This window comes from Thermosynechococcus sp. HY213 (genome assembly GCF_031460975.1).
In the GTDB taxonomy this organism is placed as follows: Bacteria; Cyanobacteriota; Cyanobacteriia; order Thermosynechococcales; family Thermosynechococcaceae; genus Thermosynechococcus.
Genome location: NZ_JAVKVB010000001.1, coordinates 95,493 through 114,095, shown reverse-complemented (window position 1 = coordinate 114,095; position 18,603 = coordinate 95,493). Strand labels below are relative to the sequence as shown.

The 18,603-nt window shown below is 53.5% G+C and carries 16 protein-coding genes; 9 read left to right on the top strand and 7 right to left on the bottom strand.

Features of this window, described 5'->3' with window-relative positions:
• Positions 1 to 13 precede the first annotated feature (13 nt).
• Positions 14 to 2,488: an ATP-dependent Clp protease ATP-binding subunit gene (locus RHK62_RS00555; RefSeq protein WP_149817189.1), complete on the bottom strand. Its 2,475-nt coding sequence runs from the start codon at positions 2,486 to 2,488 to the stop codon at positions 14 to 16.
• A 350-nt stretch (positions 2,489 to 2,838) separates the two neighbouring features.
• Here RHK62_RS00555 and RHK62_RS00550 point away from each other — a divergent pair, with 350 nt between their 5' ends.
• Both RHK62_RS00550 and RHK62_RS00545 read left to right on the top strand, forming a co-directional pair.
• Positions 2,839 to 3,531, top strand: a complete 693-nt coding sequence (locus RHK62_RS00550; RefSeq protein WP_310453084.1) for an HAD family hydrolase — start codon at positions 2,839 to 2,841, stop codon at positions 3,529 to 3,531.
• Between the two features lie 47 nt (positions 3,532 to 3,578).
• A complete protein-coding gene (locus tag RHK62_RS00545) occupies positions 3,579 to 4,217 on the top strand; it encodes a hypothetical protein (RefSeq protein ID WP_149817184.1) in 639 nt (212 codons plus the stop codon).
• Here the strand turns inward: RHK62_RS00545 and RHK62_RS00540 are convergent.
• Complete coding sequence (locus RHK62_RS00540; protein WP_310453083.1) at positions 4,198 to 6,516, bottom strand: ATP-dependent helicase; 2,319 nt, start codon at positions 6,514 to 6,516, stop codon at positions 4,198 to 4,200. The genes RHK62_RS00545 and RHK62_RS00540 overlap by 20 nt on opposite strands.
• Before the next feature lie 173 nt (positions 6,517 to 6,689).
• On the opposite strand from RHK62_RS00540, the gene RHK62_RS00535 reads away from it, so the two are divergent.
• Positions 6,690 to 7,064, top strand: coding sequence for a DUF4278 domain-containing protein (locus RHK62_RS00535; RefSeq protein ID WP_286626129.1), 375 nt, complete (start codon positions 6,690 to 6,692; stop codon positions 7,062 to 7,064).
• A 61-nt stretch (positions 7,065 to 7,125) separates the two neighbouring features.
• Here the strand turns inward: RHK62_RS00535 and RHK62_RS00530 are convergent, their stop codons facing one another.
• The 3 genes from RHK62_RS00530 to RHK62_RS00520 form a co-directional block, all read right to left on the bottom strand.
• Positions 7,126 to 8,223: a glycosyltransferase family 2 protein gene (locus RHK62_RS00530; RefSeq protein ID WP_310437812.1), complete on the bottom strand. Its 1,098-nt coding sequence runs from the start codon at positions 8,221 to 8,223 to the stop codon at positions 7,126 to 7,128.
• Positions 8,224 to 8,625 carry a DUF3110 domain-containing protein gene (locus RHK62_RS00525; protein WP_206200608.1) on the bottom strand — a complete coding sequence of 134 codons (402 nt, stop codon included), beginning with the start codon at positions 8,623 to 8,625 and terminating at the stop codon, positions 8,224 to 8,226.
• A 105-nt stretch (positions 8,626 to 8,730) separates the two neighbouring features.
• Positions 8,731 to 9,390 (bottom strand): MotA/TolQ/ExbB proton channel family protein, encoded by a 660-nt coding sequence (locus tag RHK62_RS00520; protein ID WP_206200607.1) that lies wholly within the window; start codon positions 9,388 to 9,390, stop codon positions 8,731 to 8,733.
• 158 nt (positions 9,391 to 9,548) lie between these two features.
• On the opposite strand from RHK62_RS00520, the gene RHK62_RS00515 reads away from it, so the two are divergent.
• From RHK62_RS00515 to RHK62_RS00505, 3 genes are all read left to right on the top strand, one after another.
• Positions 9,549 to 10,154 carry a sigma-70 family RNA polymerase sigma factor gene (locus RHK62_RS00515; protein ID WP_149817174.1) on the top strand — a complete coding sequence of 202 codons (606 nt, stop codon included), beginning with the start codon at positions 9,549 to 9,551 and terminating at the stop codon, positions 10,152 to 10,154.
• Positions 10,151 to 10,471: a hypothetical protein gene (locus tag RHK62_RS00510; protein WP_206200606.1), complete on the top strand. Its 321-nt coding sequence runs from the start codon at positions 10,151 to 10,153 to the stop codon at positions 10,469 to 10,471. Before RHK62_RS00515 ends, RHK62_RS00510 begins: the two co-directional genes overlap by 4 nt.
• 71 nt (positions 10,472 to 10,542) lie before the next feature.
• A complete protein-coding gene (locus tag RHK62_RS00505) occupies positions 10,543 to 10,983 on the top strand; it encodes a Spy/CpxP family protein refolding chaperone (protein WP_302678562.1) in 441 nt (146 codons plus the stop codon).
• A gap of 42 nt (positions 10,984 to 11,025) precedes the next feature.
• On the opposite strand, the gene lpxB is transcribed toward RHK62_RS00505, so the two are convergent.
• Entirely contained in the window at positions 11,026 to 12,213 is a 1,188-nt protein-coding gene (lpxB, locus tag RHK62_RS00500; protein WP_310453082.1) for a lipid-A-disaccharide synthase, read from the bottom strand.
• Between the two features lie 2 nt (positions 12,214 to 12,215).
• A complete protein-coding gene (gshA, locus tag RHK62_RS00495) occupies positions 12,216 to 13,355 on the bottom strand; it encodes a glutamate--cysteine ligase (RefSeq protein WP_310453081.1) in 1,140 nt (379 codons plus the stop codon).
• A 197-nt stretch (positions 13,356 to 13,552) separates the two neighbouring features.
• Here gshA and RHK62_RS00490 point away from each other — a divergent pair, with 197 nt between their 5' ends.
• The 3 genes from RHK62_RS00490 (at position 13,553) to RHK62_RS00480 (ending at position 18,580) form a co-directional block, all read left to right on the top strand.
• Complete coding sequence (locus RHK62_RS00490; RefSeq protein WP_206200602.1) at positions 13,553 to 13,990, top strand: hypothetical protein; 438 nt, start codon at positions 13,553 to 13,555, stop codon at positions 13,988 to 13,990.
• A 375-nt stretch (positions 13,991 to 14,365) separates the two neighbouring features.
• Positions 14,366 to 17,395 (top strand): type III-B CRISPR-associated protein Cas10/Cmr2, encoded by a 3,030-nt coding sequence (gene cas10, locus RHK62_RS00485; RefSeq protein ID WP_310453080.1) that lies wholly within the window; start codon positions 14,366 to 14,368, stop codon positions 17,393 to 17,395.
• A 78-nt stretch (positions 17,396 to 17,473) separates the two neighbouring features.
• Entirely contained in the window at positions 17,474 to 18,580 is a 1,107-nt protein-coding gene (locus tag RHK62_RS00480) for a type III-B CRISPR module-associated Cmr3 family protein (RefSeq protein ID WP_310453079.1), read from the top strand.
• The last annotated feature ends 23 nt before the right edge of the window (positions 18,581 to 18,603 follow it).

The following is an 18,603-nucleotide window of genomic DNA, read 5'->3' as shown; positions in this document are numbered from 1 at the left end:
GGAAGTCAATACCCTACTCAACCGCTTGGGGCAGTAGCTCACGCCGAGGTTGAGCTTGGATCTTCACTTGACCTGATTCATCCACATCAATGAGGGCAGTATCCCCTTCACGAATACGGCCAGAGAGCATTTCCTCAGCCAAGGTGTCCTCTAAGAGGCGCATAATGGCCCGCCGCAGGGGTCGCGCACCGTAGCTGGGATTGTAGCCTTCTTCAATGAGTCGCTCCTTGAAGCGATCCGTCACTTCTAGGGTGATTCCTTTCTCGGTCAGGCGTGAGAAGACTTCCTTCAAGAGGATGTCAGCAATTTGCTTGACCTCGTCTTTGGTCAGCTGGCGGAAGACAATAATCTCATCCACGCGGTTGAGGAACTCTGGACGGAAGTACTGCTTCAGTTCCTCATTCACCAAGGAGCGAATGCGATTGTATTGCGATTCAGCAGCATCCTCAGTGCCAAACTCAAAGCCAAGACCGCCAGCGCCTTTCTCAATCACCTTCGAGCCAATGTTCGAGGTCATGATCAAGAGGGTGTTCTTGAAGTCAACGGTACGCCCCTTAGAGTCAGTGAGGCGACCATCCTCAAGGATTTGCAGCAGCAGGTTAAAGACATCGGGATGGGCTTTCTCGATTTCGTCAAAGAGCACCACCGTGTAGGGACGCCGCCGCACGGCTTCGGTCAGTTGACCGCCCTCGTTGTAGCCGACATAGCCAGGGGGCGAACCAATGAGCTTGGAGACGGTATGCCGCTCCATGTACTCGGACATATCCAAGCGGATCATCGCCTCTTCAGAACCAAAGAAGTAGGCGGCCAAGGCTTTCGTTAGCTCGGTTTTACCCACACCGGTTGGCCCAGAGAAGATAAAGCTAGCAATGGGACGGTTGGGGTTTTTTAGACCGACACGGGCACGGCGAATGGCACGGGAGATGGCTTTCACCGCTTCATCTTGGCCAATGACCCGCTGGTGCAGGGTCTCCTCCATGTGCAGCAGTTTTTCCGATTCGCTTTCGGTGAGCTTGCTGACAGGCACACCTGTCCAAGAGGCAACAATGTGGGCAATGTCCTCTTCAGTAACGACGGGGGTTTCCTCTTCACCATTGGCGCTTTCGGATTTTTTCTGCTGGGCAATGGCACGGATTTGCGCTTTCAGTTCCATCTCGCGATCGCGCAATTCACCCGCTTTGTCAAAGTTTTGGGCACGCACAGCATCATCTTTTTCTTTGAGCACTTGCCGCAATTCGCGATCCAATTCCTTGGCCGCAGGCGGTAGTTGCGAGTTAATCAGGCGCACCCGTGAGCCAGCTTCGTCAATGAGGTCAATGGCTTTGTCGGGCAGGTAGCGATCGCTAATGTAGCGATCAGACAGCTTCGCTGCCGCCTCAAGGGCTTCATCGGAAATTTTCAGCTTGTGGTGCTTCTCGTAGCGTTCCCGCAGGCCGTAGAGGATCTCAATGGTTTCCTCAACGGAGGGTTCACCCACCATCACCGGTTGGAAGCGGCGCTCCAAGGCAGCATCCCGCTCAATGTGTTTGCGGTACTCATCCAACGTGGTGGCACCAATGCACTGCAACTCACCACGAGCCAAGGCGGGTTTGAGGATATTCGCCGCATCAATGGCACCCTCAGCGGCCCCAGCCCCAATCAACGTGTGTACCTCGTCAATCACCAAGATCACATTACCGGCTTGGCGGATCTCATCCATGATCTTCTTCAGCCGCTCTTCAAACTCACCGCGGTACTTCGTGCCCGCCACCAACAGGCCAATATCGAGGGTGACCACCCGCTTGTCTTCCAGAATATCGGGGACATCTTTATTGGCAATGCGTTGGGCAAGGCCTTCAGCAATAGCGGTTTTACCTACCCCCGGTTCACCGATCAGCACAGGGTTATTTTTAGTGCGGCGGCCAAGGATTTGAATCACCCGCTCAATTTCTTTTTGCCGACCCACCACGGGATCTAGCTTGCCATCAATGGCCATCTGGGTGAGGTTGGCACCAAATTCGTCCAGCGTCGGTGTTTTGGTACGCCCTTGGCTGGCACCGGCAGCCACTTCGGCGGTTTCACCCAGCATGCGAATCACTTGGGTGCGCACTTTCGACAGGTCAACGCCGAGATTTTCAAGAACCCGTGCTGCTACCCCTTCCCCTTCGCGAATCAGACCCAAAAGAAGGTGCTCAGTACCAATATAGTTGTGTCCCAGTTGGCGGGCTTCTTCGAGGGAGAGTTCCAACACTCGCTTGGCACGGGGGGTAAAGGGAATCTCCACCGCCACAAAACCAGACCCACGGCCAATAATTTTTTCCACTTCGATGCGGGCATCCTTGAGGTTCACCCCCATGGAACGTAGCACCTTCGCAGCCACACCGGTGCCTTCACCAATCAATCCGAGGAGAATTTGTTCGGTACCGACAAAGTTGTGGCCGAGGCGGCGAGCCTCTTCCTGTGCCAGCATGATGACTTTAATGGCTTTTTCTGTAAACCGTTCAAACATGACCCTTCCCCTAATGGCTCCTGCGTGCTGGTAACACTCATCTTAACACGTCCACTTTGGCGTGTTTTTGTATGCCAATTTACAGCCCTCTTCCCAAAAGATGGAACAGACCCAGAACCGTCAAATCCACTCTTAAACAGGATCAACGTCCCTTGACGTACCCTATAGCTTAGATAAAGGGCTGTACTCCTACTGTAGATGTTGACTCATTTTTTTGCAGGTGTGGTTGCCCGTATTTTAATTGAGATTTTGGGGACTAGCCTGCAGCAAAATTCGATTGATCGATTGGCCAGCCTCTTTAGTCTCAAAAGACGATAGACTACACTTGCTGATGCCCAAATTTTTCGCCAATGGCTAATTTTTCCCAGTTTGTTGCCGTTGAACCCTCGCAGCGTGCCCTGATTTTTGATATGGATGGGGTCATCTGCCATACTATGCCCTACCACCTTGAAGCTTGGCGGGTCTATGTCGATCGCACCCCTGAACTGCGGCAGCAGATTAACTTGGAACAGTTGCGGCAAATGGGGGGTAAACGCAATGCCGAACTCCTGCCAGAACTCCTAGGGCGATCGGTCACTGAAGCGGAAGTCGAACGCTGGGGCGCGGGCAAAGAGGCTGTCTTTCGGGAACTGCTGGCACCCCATTTGGAACTGTTGCTGGGGCTATTGCCCTTTCTCAAAAGTGCCAAGGAAAAGGGCTATCGCTTGGGCTTAGGCACCTCGGCCTGTGCTGCCAATGTGGAATTGGTGCTCTCCTGCGAGGGGGTGGGCAACTGTTTCGATACGGTGGTGATGGAGCAGGATGTGCAGCGGGGCAAGCCCGATCCAGAATGCTATCTCCTAGTGGCGGAGCGGTTGCAGGTGTTGCCGCAGCATTGTCTTGTCTTTGAGGATGCCGTGGCAGGGGTGATGGCAGCGGTGCGGGCAGGGATGCTCTGCTGGGGAGTGTTAACAACGCAATCGGAAACGGCACTGCAAGCCGCAGGAGCAGAGGTCTGCATTGAGGACTTTACGGATCCACGCCTGCAATGGCTATTGTCCTAGGGCATTTTCGGCGATCATGGGTACTGGCGCGTTAGGAATCCACCACCTTGGGCGTTGATCTGCGCAGTTATGTCTATCTCGACTCGATTCAACCGCAACACGCGGCCTACTTGGGAACCGTGGCTCAAGGGTTTTTGCCTTTGCCGGGGGATTGCTCCCTCTGGGTGGAGATTTCACCGGGGATTGATGTCAATCGCCTTTTGGATATTGCCTTGAAGTCTGCGGTGGTGCGGCCGGGAGTTTTGTTTATCGAGCGACTCTACGGACTATTGGAGGTGCATTCGGGCAATCAGGGGGAAGTACGCGCAGCAGGGCAAGCAATTTTAGATGCCATTGGCGCTCGGGTACAGGATTGCTTGCGGCCACGGGTGATTTCGAGTCAAGTCATTCGCAATATTGATGCCCACCACACCCAACTAATTAACCGTTCGCGGCGGGGCAATATGATTTTGGCGGGGCAAACCCTCTATGTGTTTGAAGTGGAACCTGCCGCCTATGCCGCACTGGCCGCCAATGAAGCGGAAAAGGCAGCACTCATTAATATCTTGCAGATTTCAGCCGTGGGCAGCTTTGGCCGACTCTTTTTGGGGGGCGCGGAGCGGGATATTCTGGCAGCAGAACGGGCCGTCTTGGCAGCCATGGAACGCTTGCCGGGGCGTGATAGCCTTAGCGATCGCCGCGAGTAGCCTTGGCATGTTTCTTTAGCTTCTGCTCTAGGGCAGGTAAGAAAGGACAAGGGTCACTGTCTTGCAGTTGATAAAACCCTCGCCAGTCAAAGGTCTGCCAGTTAAAGGGGGCTTGGTGAGCGGCGGCGAGCCACAGTAAACGCTTAGCACGGGTCATGGCCACGTAAAGCAGGCGGTATTCCTCGGCAACTTTGGCCTCTGTGGCTTTTTGATAGGCGGTTTGCCAGTCAGGAAGGGGTTGCTGATGGCCGTAGGCACGCAGTTGCGATCGCACCACATCCGTAAAATCCACCTCTGGACTGAGGAACTTGGCATTGGCCGCCACCCAGCTCTCACCGGGGAGGGTTCTTGCCTCTAAGAAGGGAACAAAAACGGCATCCCAATCCAGACCCTTGGCGCGATGCATCGTCATAATCGTCACTTGCCCCAATCGCACCAAGCGGCTATGGAGGTCTTCCATCTCAACAGCGTCAAAGCGATCCGTCGCCACCAACTCCTGCCAACGGGGATGGATACGCTCCCACAGTTGCGTTGGTTCCTGCTGTGCCAAGTGGCAGATCAGGCGATCGCTGGTGGCCAATTCAGCGGCATCATAGCCCAATTCCTGAGCGCAGTACGTGATCAAAGGAAATAGAGATAGCTCTAGGCGGGCTTTGAGGAGACGTTGACAGTAGTGCCGTGCCTTGAGTACCGGTTCCTCGGCAGGGGGGTCTAAAGGACCAGGATAGAGAAACACCTCTGGCTGGGCGGCTAAGCGATCCAAATTTTGGACAGAAATGCGTTTGCGCTCCTGAAGAACAGTCAGAGCTGCTTTGACCGCTTCGGGAGAATAGGGACAGTGGAGAAAATAAAGAATGTCCAGCAATTCCTTGGGCACCTGCGATCGCCGTTCAATGCCCGATACATCGAGAATCGGAATCCCCTGAGCGGCAAGGTCGGTATTAATGCTGAAGCTAGCGGGCGATCGCAACAGATCCGCGACAAATTCCCCTTGGCGGTTGGTACGCACCAGTACCGCAATTGAGGCTTCAGGATACTCTGCTAAAACCTCAGAAATACGTGCTGCTAGCTCGCGCACGGTCTCGAAAACGGTTGCTGGTCGGGCAATTTCTACCCCTTCTCCCCAGGGGGGTGGGTTCGCCCCCGGTTGCGGATCCGTCGGTGAGACGGGCTGAATTGCTTGGGATCGAAAGGGCAGTTCTTGGCCTTTGAGGGCATGATTGACCCAGTTCACTAAAAAGTTGGCCGATCGAATCACCAACTCAGTGGATCGCCCCGCTTGGGTCATTTTATAGAAGGCCTGCTGCTGGGCACATTGGTCACAGAATTCATTAAAAAAGAGAGGGTCTGCCGCCGTAAATGTGGAGTTAATGGCTTGATTGGGATCCCCCACCCGCACAAAATTCACTTGCCCTGTGGTGTTGTCCTCGGCGAGAAGTCGCAGTAACCGCGATTGCAAGGGGGTCGAGTCCTGCGCCTCATCCTCAAAGACGGCATACACCCGCTGTTGCCATTCTTGGCGGCACTGGCGATCGCCCTCTAGGAGTTGTACCGCTGCCAAAATCATCTCATCATAGTCAATTTTCTCTCGCTGCGCTAAATGGTGCTGGTACAGTTCCAAAAGGTCGGCACCAATTTCTAAAAAGGGGTAGGGTTCTGCCGCGGCTGCACTTTGGGAGCGCAACTGCTGGGACAACTGCCGCAGATCATGGGGCGTCAACGCCATACTGCGGGCACTGCTAATAACGGTTTGTGCCAACTTCACCAAGATGTCAGTCAAAAGCGCACTTCTGCGACCATCGTGTTCAACGTCACTCAGGGGACTGGTATCGCAGCCTTGGATCAGTTGCTCGAGAATGTCGGGGTGCGATCGCGCCCATTCCTTAACACAGGTAACACACAGGCGTCGCTGCTCATGCTCACTCATTAAATTCTCGCCACTCCAACGCAGACCCGCTGTGGGGTGACTGGTGGCAATTTTCAAGGCCAAACTGTGGAGCGTCTGCACACTAAAACCATTGCGGGGCAAGCCCATTTCCCGCAGGTACTGGCGAATCCGCACCTTGATATTGGCCGCTGCCGAACGACTATAGGTGACTACGACCAGTTGCCGCTGCTGATGGAGTTTTTCGCGAGCGATGGCGATCGCGGCTCCTACGGCCATGCCATGGGATTTGCCTGCTCCGGGCACTGCCGATACCGCCAAGAGACCCCCTTGCCATTCACTAATTTCCCGTTGACCCGGACGCAACGTCCTTAGAAGGTGACTGGCATTGGCGGGGAGTGACAACACGTTCATAGGAGGACTGTGGGAGGGCTAAAGATTTGTTAAAAAAACCGGCTTCTACCCAATGAAGATCGAAAAATCGTATAATAGAATACAGAAAGTTAAAAGCAAGTTGTTTCCTAACGCAGACCACCTAAAGCTTGATAACGAGTCAATAGTATTCACCTAGAAGCCTTGATTTAATTATGCAAGTAATCTATCGCGGCGTTAAATACGAAACTTCTGAGCAGCACATTCCCCTTGTTGAATCGGGCGCCAAGGGTCTCTACCGGGGGGCGCAATGGGTAGGGCACAAAGCGGCTGAACCGGTTCCTCAACCCAATCATGTCCTCTGCTGGCGGGGGGTGACCTACCAAACGAACGGTACACCAGTTACCACAAGCGCTCCGACGACGAGTACTGCCCCTTCAGTACTTCCCCAGCGTAAGCGTGACTCCTTGGCCGAAGCCCATCGCCATGCAATTCTGAAAACTCTTGAGCGGCGGCTGCAAGTGGCTCGGAGTCAGGGCAATGAAGATCTCATCAGTCTGCTGGAAGAAGAGTGGCAGCAATTTGCCTAAGGTTGGATCACCGAAACCCAAACTGCGGTGCCGTTGCTAACAGCGGCACTTTTTTTATTTTCTATTGGTGATTGCCCCTTTCTTGGCGAAAAGCTGTTGCTTGGGCAAAGGCCGCCGCCGCCCGCTCGCGATCGCCCAAGGTTTCATAGGCACGCCCTAGTTGTTCGGCTGCAATCTCCCGCACATAGCCCAAGGGAAAAATCATCTGCTTGCTGTAGCCATTGGTGCGCCCCAGTTCAAGGCAATACTCAAAGTAGGCCGTTGCTCCCAAGGGGAATCCTAAAGCCATCAGCCAGCGCCCGGCCAAATCATTGAGGGGAGGATAGGTGGGAAACCACACCAGACTTTGCTGACAGAGGAGTTGCAATGTTTCGTGATCCCCCATAGCCAGCAGACGCCGCCCCAGTTGATTCAGAATTTCGGGCAGGGCGCCAGGGGCATTCTCAGGCAGTTGGCTGATGAGGAGATGGGGCAAGAGCCGCTCAAAAAGTTCTTGGTAGCAGTCATCCGCAGCCGTGGGGTTATTCACAGCGTGGTACATCTCCGCCAAGGCAAAGAGGAGATTCAAAGGCAGACCTTCACTAGCGCGGATGCGTTCCAAAATCGGGATGTTGCGATCGCGCATCTTGGCTTGAATTTGTGCGGGTTGATAGCCATAGTGGTCAATACGCAGCGTTTCCAGAGTACCAATGGTCAGCGGTTCTGCGGCTGTCGAAACCAACTGCTCATGGAAGCGTCCCTGATAGCGCAGCGTCGGCAGGTTGCGAAAGAGTCGCACAATGGCAAAGTCAGAAAATTGCTGCCCCGTGCCGATTTCCCGTCGTAGGAGTTGATAAGCACTGAAAGTGCTGCCCTCCAGTTGTTGGCCGAGGGGCACAGGCGGCTCCCGCAAGGTCACGAGCACCTCATCAGCATCAATCACTAAAATCCAATCGCCCGTGGCCTGCTCTAGAGAGTAATTGCGGGCAGCGGCAAAATCATCCTGCCAAGGGAAGGTAAAAATGCGCTCTGTAAACTGGCGGGCGATCGCGATCGTCTCATCCGTTGAACCGGTATCTACCACAACGATCTCATCTACCCAAGGCTGGACACTGCCCAGACAGCGTGCCAAATGGGCTGCCTCATTTTTGACAATTAGACAGGCACAGACCCGCACCATCTACAGCAGCTTTTCAAGTTGTTGGCGCAACTGATTCAGTTCACTTTCGGAGAACTCACTCTCAGCAGCGGGGGGCACGCGATTTTCTAGTTCCCAGTCGGTTTCTTCGACATTGCGTTCAGGGGGTGCCAAGAAAAGACGCTCAGCATCGTTTGTCGGCACAAATCCTTCGGGAACCAAGTGACAGGTGTAGCCTGAGGATTCGCAAAATTCTTCAATTTCCTTGGCATCAATGGGGACAACGCTGGGGGGATGAAAATCCTGTGCCTCTAAAAGCATGGCATAGCGACTGGCATCGTCTTCGCTTTCAAACATCAGAATCAGGTTGCGATCGCCCAGTTGCAGAGAGTGAATGCCCTCATTTTCAGTCCCCGGGTTGTAGAGCAACACGTAAACGCGCATGATGCCTCGCTAATGAAATCTCAACAGCGATTATAACGATTTTGGTTCCCCCTACCCGTAGGATTTTCCCCTTCAGAACTGTCAAAGGGGCAAAAATAGCTTGAGTTAGAACAATGTTTTTTCAGGTTCCCCTTTGATCCGCTGCTCTAGCCATGCTTGGCGATAGGTGAGTTCTAATTCATTGCCGGTGCGGCGAAAAATTTGTGCCTGCTGCAAGAGAAACGCTTGAAAGAGCCGCTGAAAGGCAAGGGCAATGATTGCCACCACCAGGCCAGAGGCGGTACTAATCAAGGCCTCACTAATCCCGAGACCCACGCCCATGGTTGCAGGTGTGCCAATATCCCCCAAGCGAATAGAACTGAGGGCACTAATCAGACCTAACACCGTTCCCAACAAACCCAGTAGAGGTGCCATCGTAATCGTTGCTTCCAAGACCTTTTCTCCCCGCCGCATGGCACTCAGCTCCTCATCAGCCGCAGCTTCTAGGGCTAGGCGAAAGATTTCTGGGTTGGTGTCAATCAGTTGTAAAGGGGTATAGAGGAAGCGACCAATCGGTTGGTCACAGGCATTGGCTGCTAATTCAATGGCTTCTTGCCAATCGTGGCGAGCGGCATCCAGAATCTGCTCGGCCAGTTTCGTCTCTCCTCGGAGAACAATGCTCCAAAACCAAAGCCGCTCAAAAATGGTGCCTAAGGTCAAGATCGAGAGAATCAGTAGTGGCCACATGGCCAAGCCACCACGGTTAAAAATTTCAGCGATATTCACGATCAGTTCCCTGTCAGAGCATCCGACGTTTAGTATAGTCCAGCCAGTAGCCGCAATTGTTTACCAAATTCTAGCGAACCGTGGTGCCAAGGGTCTTGAACCGCTCTTTTCGATGCCCCGTCTAAATAGATAATTACGTTAATGGAGTGATACCTCGCATGAGTGTATCTTTACCCCTATCAGCGGCAACGGCATCAACGGCTATCGTGACCCGACCCCAAGTGATCGATCCCGATCGGCGGATTATTGAGCAGTGCCTTTCCGGACATCCAAATGGGTTTCGGGAACTCTATCAACGGCATCAGCAACGGGTGCGATCGCTCCTGTTTCAGTTGTGCGGTGCGGTTGCCCTTGATGATTTAGTGCAGGAGGTTTTCTTGCGGGCATGGAAGGGGCTAAAGGGTCTCAAACATGAGGCAAAGTTTTCAACATGGCTCTATCGGATTGCCTGGAATGTGGCTTGCGACTATCGCCGCCAACTGGCAACGCGCAAATCGCGACATCAGCAATACCTGTCTCAAAGTGAGCCACTCACTCCTGGACTGGATCTACGACAATTGCATTACGAAGATTTAGTTCAGCGCGGTTTAGCCACCCTGCCCTTGGAGTACCGCAGTGTTTTGGTCCTGCATGATCTGCAGGGCTTGCCCCAAAAAGAAATTGCTGAAATTCTGCGGATTCCCGTGGGTACAGTGAAATCCCGCCTCTTTCGTGCCCGAGGCACATTGCGGACTTACTTTACGGAGGCTGGAATCACTTTATGAAACGTGAACCCCCACCTGTGGAGGATACACCCTTGGTTAAATTTTTACAAACCTATGCGGGGACGCCCCCGCCCCCCCACCCCCATTTGGAGCAGCGCATTGTCCAAGCGGCTCTGCATCAACATCAACTGAGTAAGCGACGCTGGCAAATCGTGTCTCTTTTGGGGGCTGGGGTGATCGCCACCGCCACCAGTGTGTGGTTCCTCAAACCCTCAACTCAAGTGGCAAAGCAGACGTCCCCGGATGCAGTGGCTATCTTCATCACCACCAATTGGCAAGCAATGTTTCAAGACGCAGAACCCGCCATCTTCGACTAAATTCTGTCCACCCTACTTTTACTCTTTGTTGAGTTTTGACAAGTTAAGTTTTGACAAAGGAGAACACAGCTATGTTGAAAAAATCTTTAGCCACGCTTCTTATATGTGGTAGCCTCAGCCCCCTACTGGCGATCGCTCCCCCGAGCGTCGCTGACCCCGGTTATGGCGGACCTCGCTGGGGAGCCAATCTGGACAACCTAAACCTCACACCTGAACAGCGGCAACGTTTACAAGCCGTGCAGCAACAATACCAAGGCCAAATGGAGCAAACCCGCAACCAACTGCGCACTGCCAAGACAGAACTGCGGCAAATGATGAGTGGCAATGCCTCGGAGGAGCAAATCCGCAGCAAGTATCAGCAAGTGCGTCAACTGGAAAATCAACTGGCTTCCCTGCGCTTTGAAAGCATGCTAGCGATGCGCAGCATTCTCACACCCCAGCAACGACAAGCCTTGGCCACTCAAATGCAGCAGCGGCGGCCGGGCAATCGCCCCATGAAACCCCAGCAGTAACCCATTAAACTTGGCAACGCTCTAAAGGAGTTCATGACTTCCCTAAGTGCGGGACAGCGGATCCTGCACTTTTTTGTTGCTCAGCAGATCAAGAATCTCGGTGGCGGCGCGATCGACCACGCCGGGGGTGCCCATCGCAGCTCGCATTTTGGCATAGCCTGCCTGCATGGCTAGGCGTTTTTCAGGATGATCCAATAGCGCAAGGGCAGCAGCGGTAATGTTGGCAACGGTGGCTCGTTCCTGCAGGAGTTCGGGAACGATGTCTCTATTCACGAGTAAATTGGGGGGAGAGACAAATTTGAGGTCAAACTTCAGGAAACGCCGATAAAGCCACAAACTGAGGGGATGAACGCGGTAGATCACGACTTGAGGCACATTCAACAGCGCGGTTTCTAAATTCACCGTGCCGGATTTAGCGATCGCCAGATCTGCGGCCGCTAGAACTTGCAGGGAGTCTTCCGCCAATGTGACGCGAATGGGATATTCCTTGAGAACTGCTTCAATGGCTGGGCGATACTGCCGCAGCGAAAGGGGTAACCAAAAGCGGGCATGGGGATAGGCTTTGGCGATATTTGTGGCAGCCCCCAAAATTAGAGGCAAGAGGGACTTGATTTCCTGTTTGCGGGACAAGGGCAACAGGGCGATCGCCAGCTCATCGGCAGCAATGCCCAAACTTTGGCGTGCCACTTCGCGACTGGGAGCCGCAGCAATGCGATCCAAGAGGGGATGCCCCACCCAGACCACATTGGCACCATGACGGCGGTAATAGGTGGCTTCTTCTGGAAAAATGGCAATCAGGCGATCGCTGAGGGCAACAATTTGCCGAGTGGCCTTCAAACTATGAGACCAGACCCACTCTTGGGGAGCGATGTAGTAAACCATGGGAATAGAAAAATGTTTGCGGATAAACCGCCCCATGGCGACATTGCCACCAATGTAGTCAATTAAAACCACTAAATCAGGGGGATGCTGCCGTAAATAGCGGCGAGCCTTGAGTTGGAGCGCGATCGTTGGCTTGATCAATGGCAGGGCTTCTAGTAGCCCCACGGAGCCAATTCCTCCGGTATTAAAGAGTAGCTTTGCCCCCGCAGCGGCCATGCGATCGCCCCCAAGGGCAGAAATTTCTAAGGGAATCCCCCGCTCTGCTGCGAGGCGATAGAGTGCCTTGACCAACAGGGCGCCCTGCAAATCCCCAGAGACTTCACCGGTGCTAATGAACAAATGCGCCATGCCTAGCCCCGCACTGCCGCCACTGGTTGACAGAGTTGATCGGCAAATTCCTGTTCCGTAGCGGCCATTTCCTGTACGGCGGTGGCCATAATCTCAGGGATCGATTGCCCCGCTGCATAGTGAGCCAGCCATTGCTGGGCGGTGTTTCCCTGTCGCAGGATTTTCTTAATCGGTGCCAGAAAGCAGCTAAAGCCCTGTGCCTTGGCGATCGGCCAAACCTCTTCGTAGAGTTCGGCTACCCAAGCGGCTGCCGTTAGTTGCCGGCGATCGCGCCAGTGGGTCAGCACGGCCTCTAGGCTGTTTTTTGCAGCAATCTGCTCGTTTTCATCGGCTAGTTGTGCCAACATCTCGCCATCCCCCCACCGCAGGGGGTCAAGATCAGGGGTATCCAGCAATTGCAGGAGCCGCGCCTCTAGAAGAGCGGTCATCGCCAGTAGGGAAATGGCATCCGTAACTAGATCACAAATTCGCAGTTCAAGGCGGTTGAGATCATAGGGTCGGCGATTGCCATTGGGGCGCACAGCACTCCACAAGTGCCGCACATTTTGCATCGTGCCGCGTTGGAGTTGCTGCTCTGTCCACTCAATGAAGTGGGCATGGCTAGTAAATAGGGGCACTTGCGGTGGGGTCTTCGGAAAGATTGCCCAACGGGTGGAGTGATAGCCCGTTACCTTGCCATCAAGAAACGGCGACGCAGCACTGAGCGCCAGAAACAGGGACGCCTCCAGCCGCACTAGCCGACAGGCACGGATCAACTCTTCTGGATCCCGCAGGCCAATGTTGATGTGGACACTGGCGGTGACAACCCTTGTGCCATAGGTTTGCTCGATGTAGGTGTGATAGGGATTCTGGGGGTCAGAGCGATAAAAGCGTTGACTGTCCCCTAGACTCAGGGTGCTACCGGGAACCAGCGTTAAATCCCCTAGGGATTGCAAATAAGCGCGCAGCCGAAAGCGGGGGCGCAGCAAGTCACAGAGGGCTTGGTCATATAGAAAGACCGGCGGGGTTGTAAATTCAACATTGCGGCTATCGGGTTCACGCACAAACCCCGGTAAGTCCCTCACAATGCGATCCGACAGTCCCACAATCTCGCCCGTGGGCTTACCCGTGTAGAGTTCAACCTCAAAGCCCTTTGACAACATGGCATCCCTTTGGCTAACTTGGATCAGCGAGCCCCCTCGCAGAAAGTGGGAATTTTGAGCTACTTAGCCACAATACCATGCCCGCGTCCCTGCCGCACATATGAACATTCGTAAAACCCTCCCTGTGGCGATCAAAACCTGATCAGTTAACCTGTATTATCAATGACACAAATCACCCCTATAGTGAGAATCTCAAGATGTTTGGTCAGCGGCGAGTCGAAGCAGATGTCCGTGTCAGTCGCGTTTTGGATCGCCTGGGAATCCGCTATCAAGTGGATGAGGATGGTGATTACCGCGTTGTCTTTGAGCTATCCAACGGTCGAACGCAACAGGCCTTTATTGACTCCAAAACCCAGCAGCTGGGAAGCTATGAAATTCGGGATGTCTGGTCTGTGGGCTACAGTTGCGAGGGCTTTCTTGACCAAGAGATAGCCAATTATCTGTTAATTGAAAATGCCAATAAGAAAATTGGCGCTTGGGAGTTGCGTCCCCTTGCTGACAATAGGTATATCGCTGTATTTTGTACGAAGGTTGCTGCTGACTGTGACCCCGAAGCCCTTTACACCAGTATCCGCGTGGTTCTTGAGGTGGCAGACGAACTTGAAAAAGTTCTTGAGGCGGGCGATCGCTTCTAGGTTAGTTTGCAGTGAGTCCCCTTAAAATCAGGGTTTGAGGCCAGTGGGGAGCTTCTGAATGCTCCGCCCCTAGGTAGGGATTGTCATTTTCACCTGAAATACTAGAAAATGCTCAAACCCGCTTCCTGAGAAACGCTAAGGGATTCAACGAAAGCATCAGGGTTGGAGGCAACTTGGCAGATCTCTCGGAAGCAAGACCCAAATGTTTCAATTCTTATAGCTAGTAGAAAAAACTGTTAAATATTACAAAAGAATTTTTATTTTGCTTCCACTGCATATCCCAACTCACGACACTGGATAAAACATTAGCTGCGATCGCCCAAGGCGCACGGTCGCCGATTCGCAGTGGAGTCAATTGTTCTAGGAAGGCCATCCATGTACTACGAACGCAAACTCTTTGCCCTCCTCCACGACCCCTACCTCAAGGCGTTGTACGGCAACAAAGCTCTCAAAGGCCCATGGCAACAGGTGTCTTGCCTGAATCAACATGCCCAGGATTTGGAAAATTGGTGGAAGCATCACGGCGGTATTACCGCAGACCATATTGCCTCGGCCAGCGATCGCCTGAGCTTTCAGCGCGGCATGAGCACCCCCCCAACAACCACTGCAAATATCACCCAAGTGGAAATTCGTCACCCGATTACTGGTGCCAAAAGTGATTTGAACTTTGCCTTTGCAGCGAGTCTCAGCGATGAGAATTTAGCTGAAATTGAGGCGCAGTCCATCTGGAGCAAGATTCGCCAAGAAACCGATGCTGAAAAGGTCTTCTGGTGGTTTTGGCGATTTTATGGCGAAGCCATTGCTGGCGATCGCCGCATCAAAGATCAAGCGGTCTATGCCAAAGATGTCTTGCTGTTACCCTCAGACACGCGCATTCCCGACTGCCCCCTCGAAGCCCACACCTCGATTACCGCTGCCCTTGCCGGTACCCTCTTTCCCCGAAACGCCAGCAATGGGGATAAACCGCAGCACCCATGGCTGTTGATGTTTTCCTTTTCCCCCGTGCAGGAATTCATTAAATCCTCACGCAAGCTGCTGGACTTTTGGTCAGGTTCCTATCTACTCCACTACCTAAGTGCCAAGGCCTGCTGGTTCCTTGCTGAACGCTATGGCCCTGATGTTGTGATTACCCCCAATCTCTACAACCAAACGATCATTGATGCCTTTCTGCTGCAAAAATACCCAGACTTTGAACCCTACTTTGCGGAATTTGGTATCCCCAAACCAGTTGAGGCACAAGGGCAGCCGTCCTCCAGCTTGGTGACAGCGGGTTTTCCCAACGTGATTACAGCACTCATTCCTGAACAAGACAAAGACACGATTGGCAAAGAGCTTCAAGACCATTTGCGGGAAACATGGCTCAACCTTGGCAAAAATGTGCGCCAAGCCATCAAAACCAAGGTACGGAGTGGCTATGAAGATTGTCACTGGATTGCTCACATTGAAGCGTGGATTGATACACAGTTTCCTGCAGCAGAACAAGAGGAGTTAAAGAAAGAGTTTCTCAGTTGGCAGCAGGGAGGACGCTGGGAGTGGAATGCCCTTTGGCAAGCCCAACTGGAAAACTTTTGGGAAAGCTACTGGATCGCTTTGCCCCTTGGGGAGCCAACCCAACCTCTAACCTGCCAGCGTGGAGCATCTACCTACCCAACTTGGAAAACCGCCCAAACCACGTTAGCAAAAGCCGAGGATCCCCTGCCCACTCAGGTTGAGGAAAAGGTGTATGCCACGATTAACGTGGGTACATGGTGGCCATTGCTGCAACAGCGCCTTGGGTCAGCCCTCTCCGCTGTCAAAAACACTCGCAACTGGCAGTTTCCCGCTTCGCCGGGTGAGCGCTCCTCGATTTCTGGAGCCTACAGTGCCCTGCACCCGAATTTGCTGTACCGTGATCCTTTTCGCGAGGGGCATGGCCTGCCGGCGAGTTCCCTGCGCCTGTTTTGGTATGTGATGAGCCAAGCCTTTCCGGGGCTATTTAATGGCAGTGAGCGCTTGAATGCGATTGAAGTCACCAAGCGAATGGCATGGAAACATGGCGGTGTCGCTGAGTCTTTGGGAGTTGCGTGCCCTGAGGAGGACTATGAAAACTTGGTGCGCTTTCCCAATGCCAGCAGTATCGCTGCCGCTCGCTTTATGGTGAAGTATCCCGATCAGGTCAAGCGGTATTGGCAAGAATTGAAGCAAGAATTTACTGCCGCTCACGCTCGCTTTAACAGCACCACTTGCCGCCCAACCCAGATTCCCCAAGTAGATGCCGGGCTAGGGAATTACAACGGTGTCATGTTCTCGGCCAAGTGGTTGGCAGAAGCCTTAGGTCTTGACAGTAAACAGGAGCTGGCCGAACTTCGGAGGGCGGTGAATCAGACACAAAAACGAGTGGGTTGGGGCGATCGCTCCCCTGCTGACTGGTGGTGTATTCTCTTGGCCGATGGCGACAGCATGGGCAACTACGTCCGCGGTCGCAACCTGAAGAAGTATCGTGAGTATGTTGCTACGAACATTATTCAAGACATTCAGCAAAGAAAGAGCTACATCAAAAACCCTGATGAGTGGCAAACACTGCTCAACCAGACCCCCAAACGCATGGGACCTGCCACCCATGTGGGACTCAACCGTGCCCTGCTAGATTTCTCGAATCGTCTGGTGCCCTACTTAGTGGAGCAACGTCACTGTGGCCGTGTGGTCTATAGCGGTGGCGATGATGTCATGGCCGTCTTGCCCCTAGAGGATGCCCTCTCGGCGATTCATCTCCTACGTCAAGCATGGTGTGGCGGTACGGATCCAGCCGGCGAATTTGAACCCCACGGCGACTACTGGCAAACGGTTCAGGGCAAGACAGCGGCTAAGGTCTTGGACATGCGTCGCCTGTTTACGATGGGCAAAGGGGCAACAATGAGTATGGGCGTGGTCATTGCCTACAAGAGTGTTCCTCTGCCCACGGTTCTAGAAAACCTCTGGCAAGCCGAAAAGGAACGGGCGAAAAAACTCCCCGGCAAAGATGGCCTCTGTTTCCGGGTGCTCTATGGGTCTGGCAATGTCCTCGAAGCAGTGTTGAAGGGTGAACTGCTAGAGACCTGGGGCCGACTACTTGAGCAAGCAAATGAAGAGGTGAGTCCGCTGCTGTACCGACTCGTGACAGAGTTGCCCCAACATTGTTGGTTGAGCAAAGAGCGGGTCATTGAGAAGGCGATCGCTAGCATTGCCAATCGCCGCGAAAAAGACATCCCTTCAGAACTGATTGAGCAGCTTTGTCGGTGTTGCAATCAATGGGAAGACTGGGCACTCCAGCATGAAGGTCAGCTAGGAACGGATCTGCAAGACCTGCTCAACCTGTTGCGGCTCATGGCCTTCTTCATTGATAAACGGTTTGTACCCCCAAGGAGTAATCAGGATGGCGATCGATGAAAGCAGAGAGTTCTAAAACTCATTTGGGCAAAACTATTCTGCTTCAAGGATAACGAAAGACACATGAGGTTGATTATCATGACTGAATTAAGTTGGTATCGTCTAGATCCCCTAGATGTCCTCCTTTTTCGTGACTCCCGACCCTTTCAACCGGGAGAAGGCTCTTGGGCAAAAAGTCTCTTTCCGCCCCTGCCAATTACGGTCTTTCAAGCCTTACGCTCTCTGTGTGACTCCTACGCGCAAAATCTGGAGTTTCTTGGGCCTTTCCTCATTGATGCCAAAAACCAAGTCTGGGTAGACACGCCCAAGGATTTGGTGTGCATTGGCAACAAAAGCAACGAGGAAGTCGACATCAATGATCGTGCCGACCTCAGTAAAGTCAAGGGCTTTGCCCGCACTCAACCCACTGCCACCGACGACCCTGCTTGGAAAGATGTCCGCCATCCGTTGCCGGGAAAGTTACGCCCTATTGTGGAACCGACCCTCAGGGAGAATGAGCAAGCCCAAGGCCGACCGGCTCCCCTGATGCGCTTGGATGCTCTTGTCCTCTATCTCCAAGGAAAGCTGGATCAGCTCAACGCCAAAGAGCACTTCCATGATTTGCCGTGGTCAACCCAAGTCCTCCCCCACATCAAAATGCAAACCGAAAGTCGCAATGTGGAGGACGAAGCCGGCTACTTTACGGAAGTGGCCAACCGGATGCATCCGGGCTGGGGCTTTGTGGCCGGCATCAGTGTTGCCAATCGAGAGGGAGTCGTGCGCATTGGGGGTGAGGGGCATCAGGCCCAGGTGCATGCCCTAAAGAAACCTCCCTTTGCAGACCTAGAGCGGTTTCAAGGCACCGGTCAAGAAACCCTAGCCTACGTGCTGACTCCCGGCTTGGCGCCCGTGGTGGCTGACGCACCCGTTTATGGACTGTATCCCCATGATTGGCAAGAGCATCTGATTGGTGTGGTGGGCGATCGCCCCCTTTTAGCCGGTGGTCTCAGTACCTTTACCCGTCGCAATGGGCAACCCCAATTGGGCTATTCCGCACAGCGTGCCTATGTTAGGCCGGGAACTATCTATCGCTTTGCTCAGCCTCCCTCTCCCCAGCCCCAACAACTCCTCGGCGGTGTAGCCCCCAAAGCTCGCACCACCTTTGAAAAACTTCACTACGGCCAATTGCTCTGGGGCACTGCATAACCACCCGAATACGAATGGATAAA

Bases quoted from the DNA above. Each gene is read 5' to 3' on its own strand.
- lpxB (WP_310453082.1), bottom strand. From the start codon at position 12,213: ATGGCGCATTTGTTCATTAGCACCGGTGAAGTCTCTGGGGATTTGCAG.
- RHK62_RS00505 (WP_302678562.1), top strand. From the start codon at position 10,543: ATGTTGAAAAAATCTTTAGCCACGCTTCTTATATGTGGTAGCCTCAGC.
- RHK62_RS00515 (WP_149817174.1), top strand. From the start codon at position 9,549: ATGAGTGTATCTTTACCCCTATCAGCGGCAACGGCATCAACGGCTATC.
- RHK62_RS00490 (WP_206200602.1), top strand. From the start codon at position 13,553: ATGTTTGGTCAGCGGCGAGTCGAAGCAGATGTCCGTGTCAGTCGCGTT.
- RHK62_RS00555 (WP_149817189.1), bottom strand. From the start codon at position 2,488: ATGTTTGAACGGTTTACAGAAAAAGCCATTAAAGTCATCATGCTGGCA.
- RHK62_RS00480 (WP_310453079.1), top strand. From the start codon at position 17,474: ATGACTGAATTAAGTTGGTATCGTCTAGATCCCCTAGATGTCCTCCTT.
- cas10 (WP_310453080.1), top strand. From the start codon at position 14,366: ATGTACTACGAACGCAAACTCTTTGCCCTCCTCCACGACCCCTACCTC.
- RHK62_RS00510 (WP_206200606.1), top strand. From the start codon at position 10,151: ATGAAACGTGAACCCCCACCTGTGGAGGATACACCCTTGGTTAAATTT.
- RHK62_RS00550 (WP_310453084.1), top strand. From the start codon at position 2,839: ATGGCTAATTTTTCCCAGTTTGTTGCCGTTGAACCCTCGCAGCGTGCC.
- RHK62_RS00525 (WP_206200608.1), bottom strand. From the start codon at position 8,625: ATGCGCGTTTACGTGTTGCTCTACAACCCGGGGACTGAAAATGAGGGC.
- gshA (WP_310453081.1), bottom strand. From the start codon at position 13,355: ATGTTGTCAAAGGGCTTTGAGGTTGAACTCTACACGGGTAAGCCCACG.
- RHK62_RS00540 (WP_310453083.1), bottom strand. From the start codon at position 6,516: ATGAACGTGTTGTCACTCCCCGCCAATGCCAGTCACCTTCTAAGGACG.
- RHK62_RS00535 (WP_286626129.1), top strand. From the start codon at position 6,690: ATGCAAGTAATCTATCGCGGCGTTAAATACGAAACTTCTGAGCAGCAC.
- RHK62_RS00530 (WP_310437812.1), bottom strand. From the start codon at position 8,223: ATGGTGCGGGTCTGTGCCTGTCTAATTGTCAAAAATGAGGCAGCCCAT.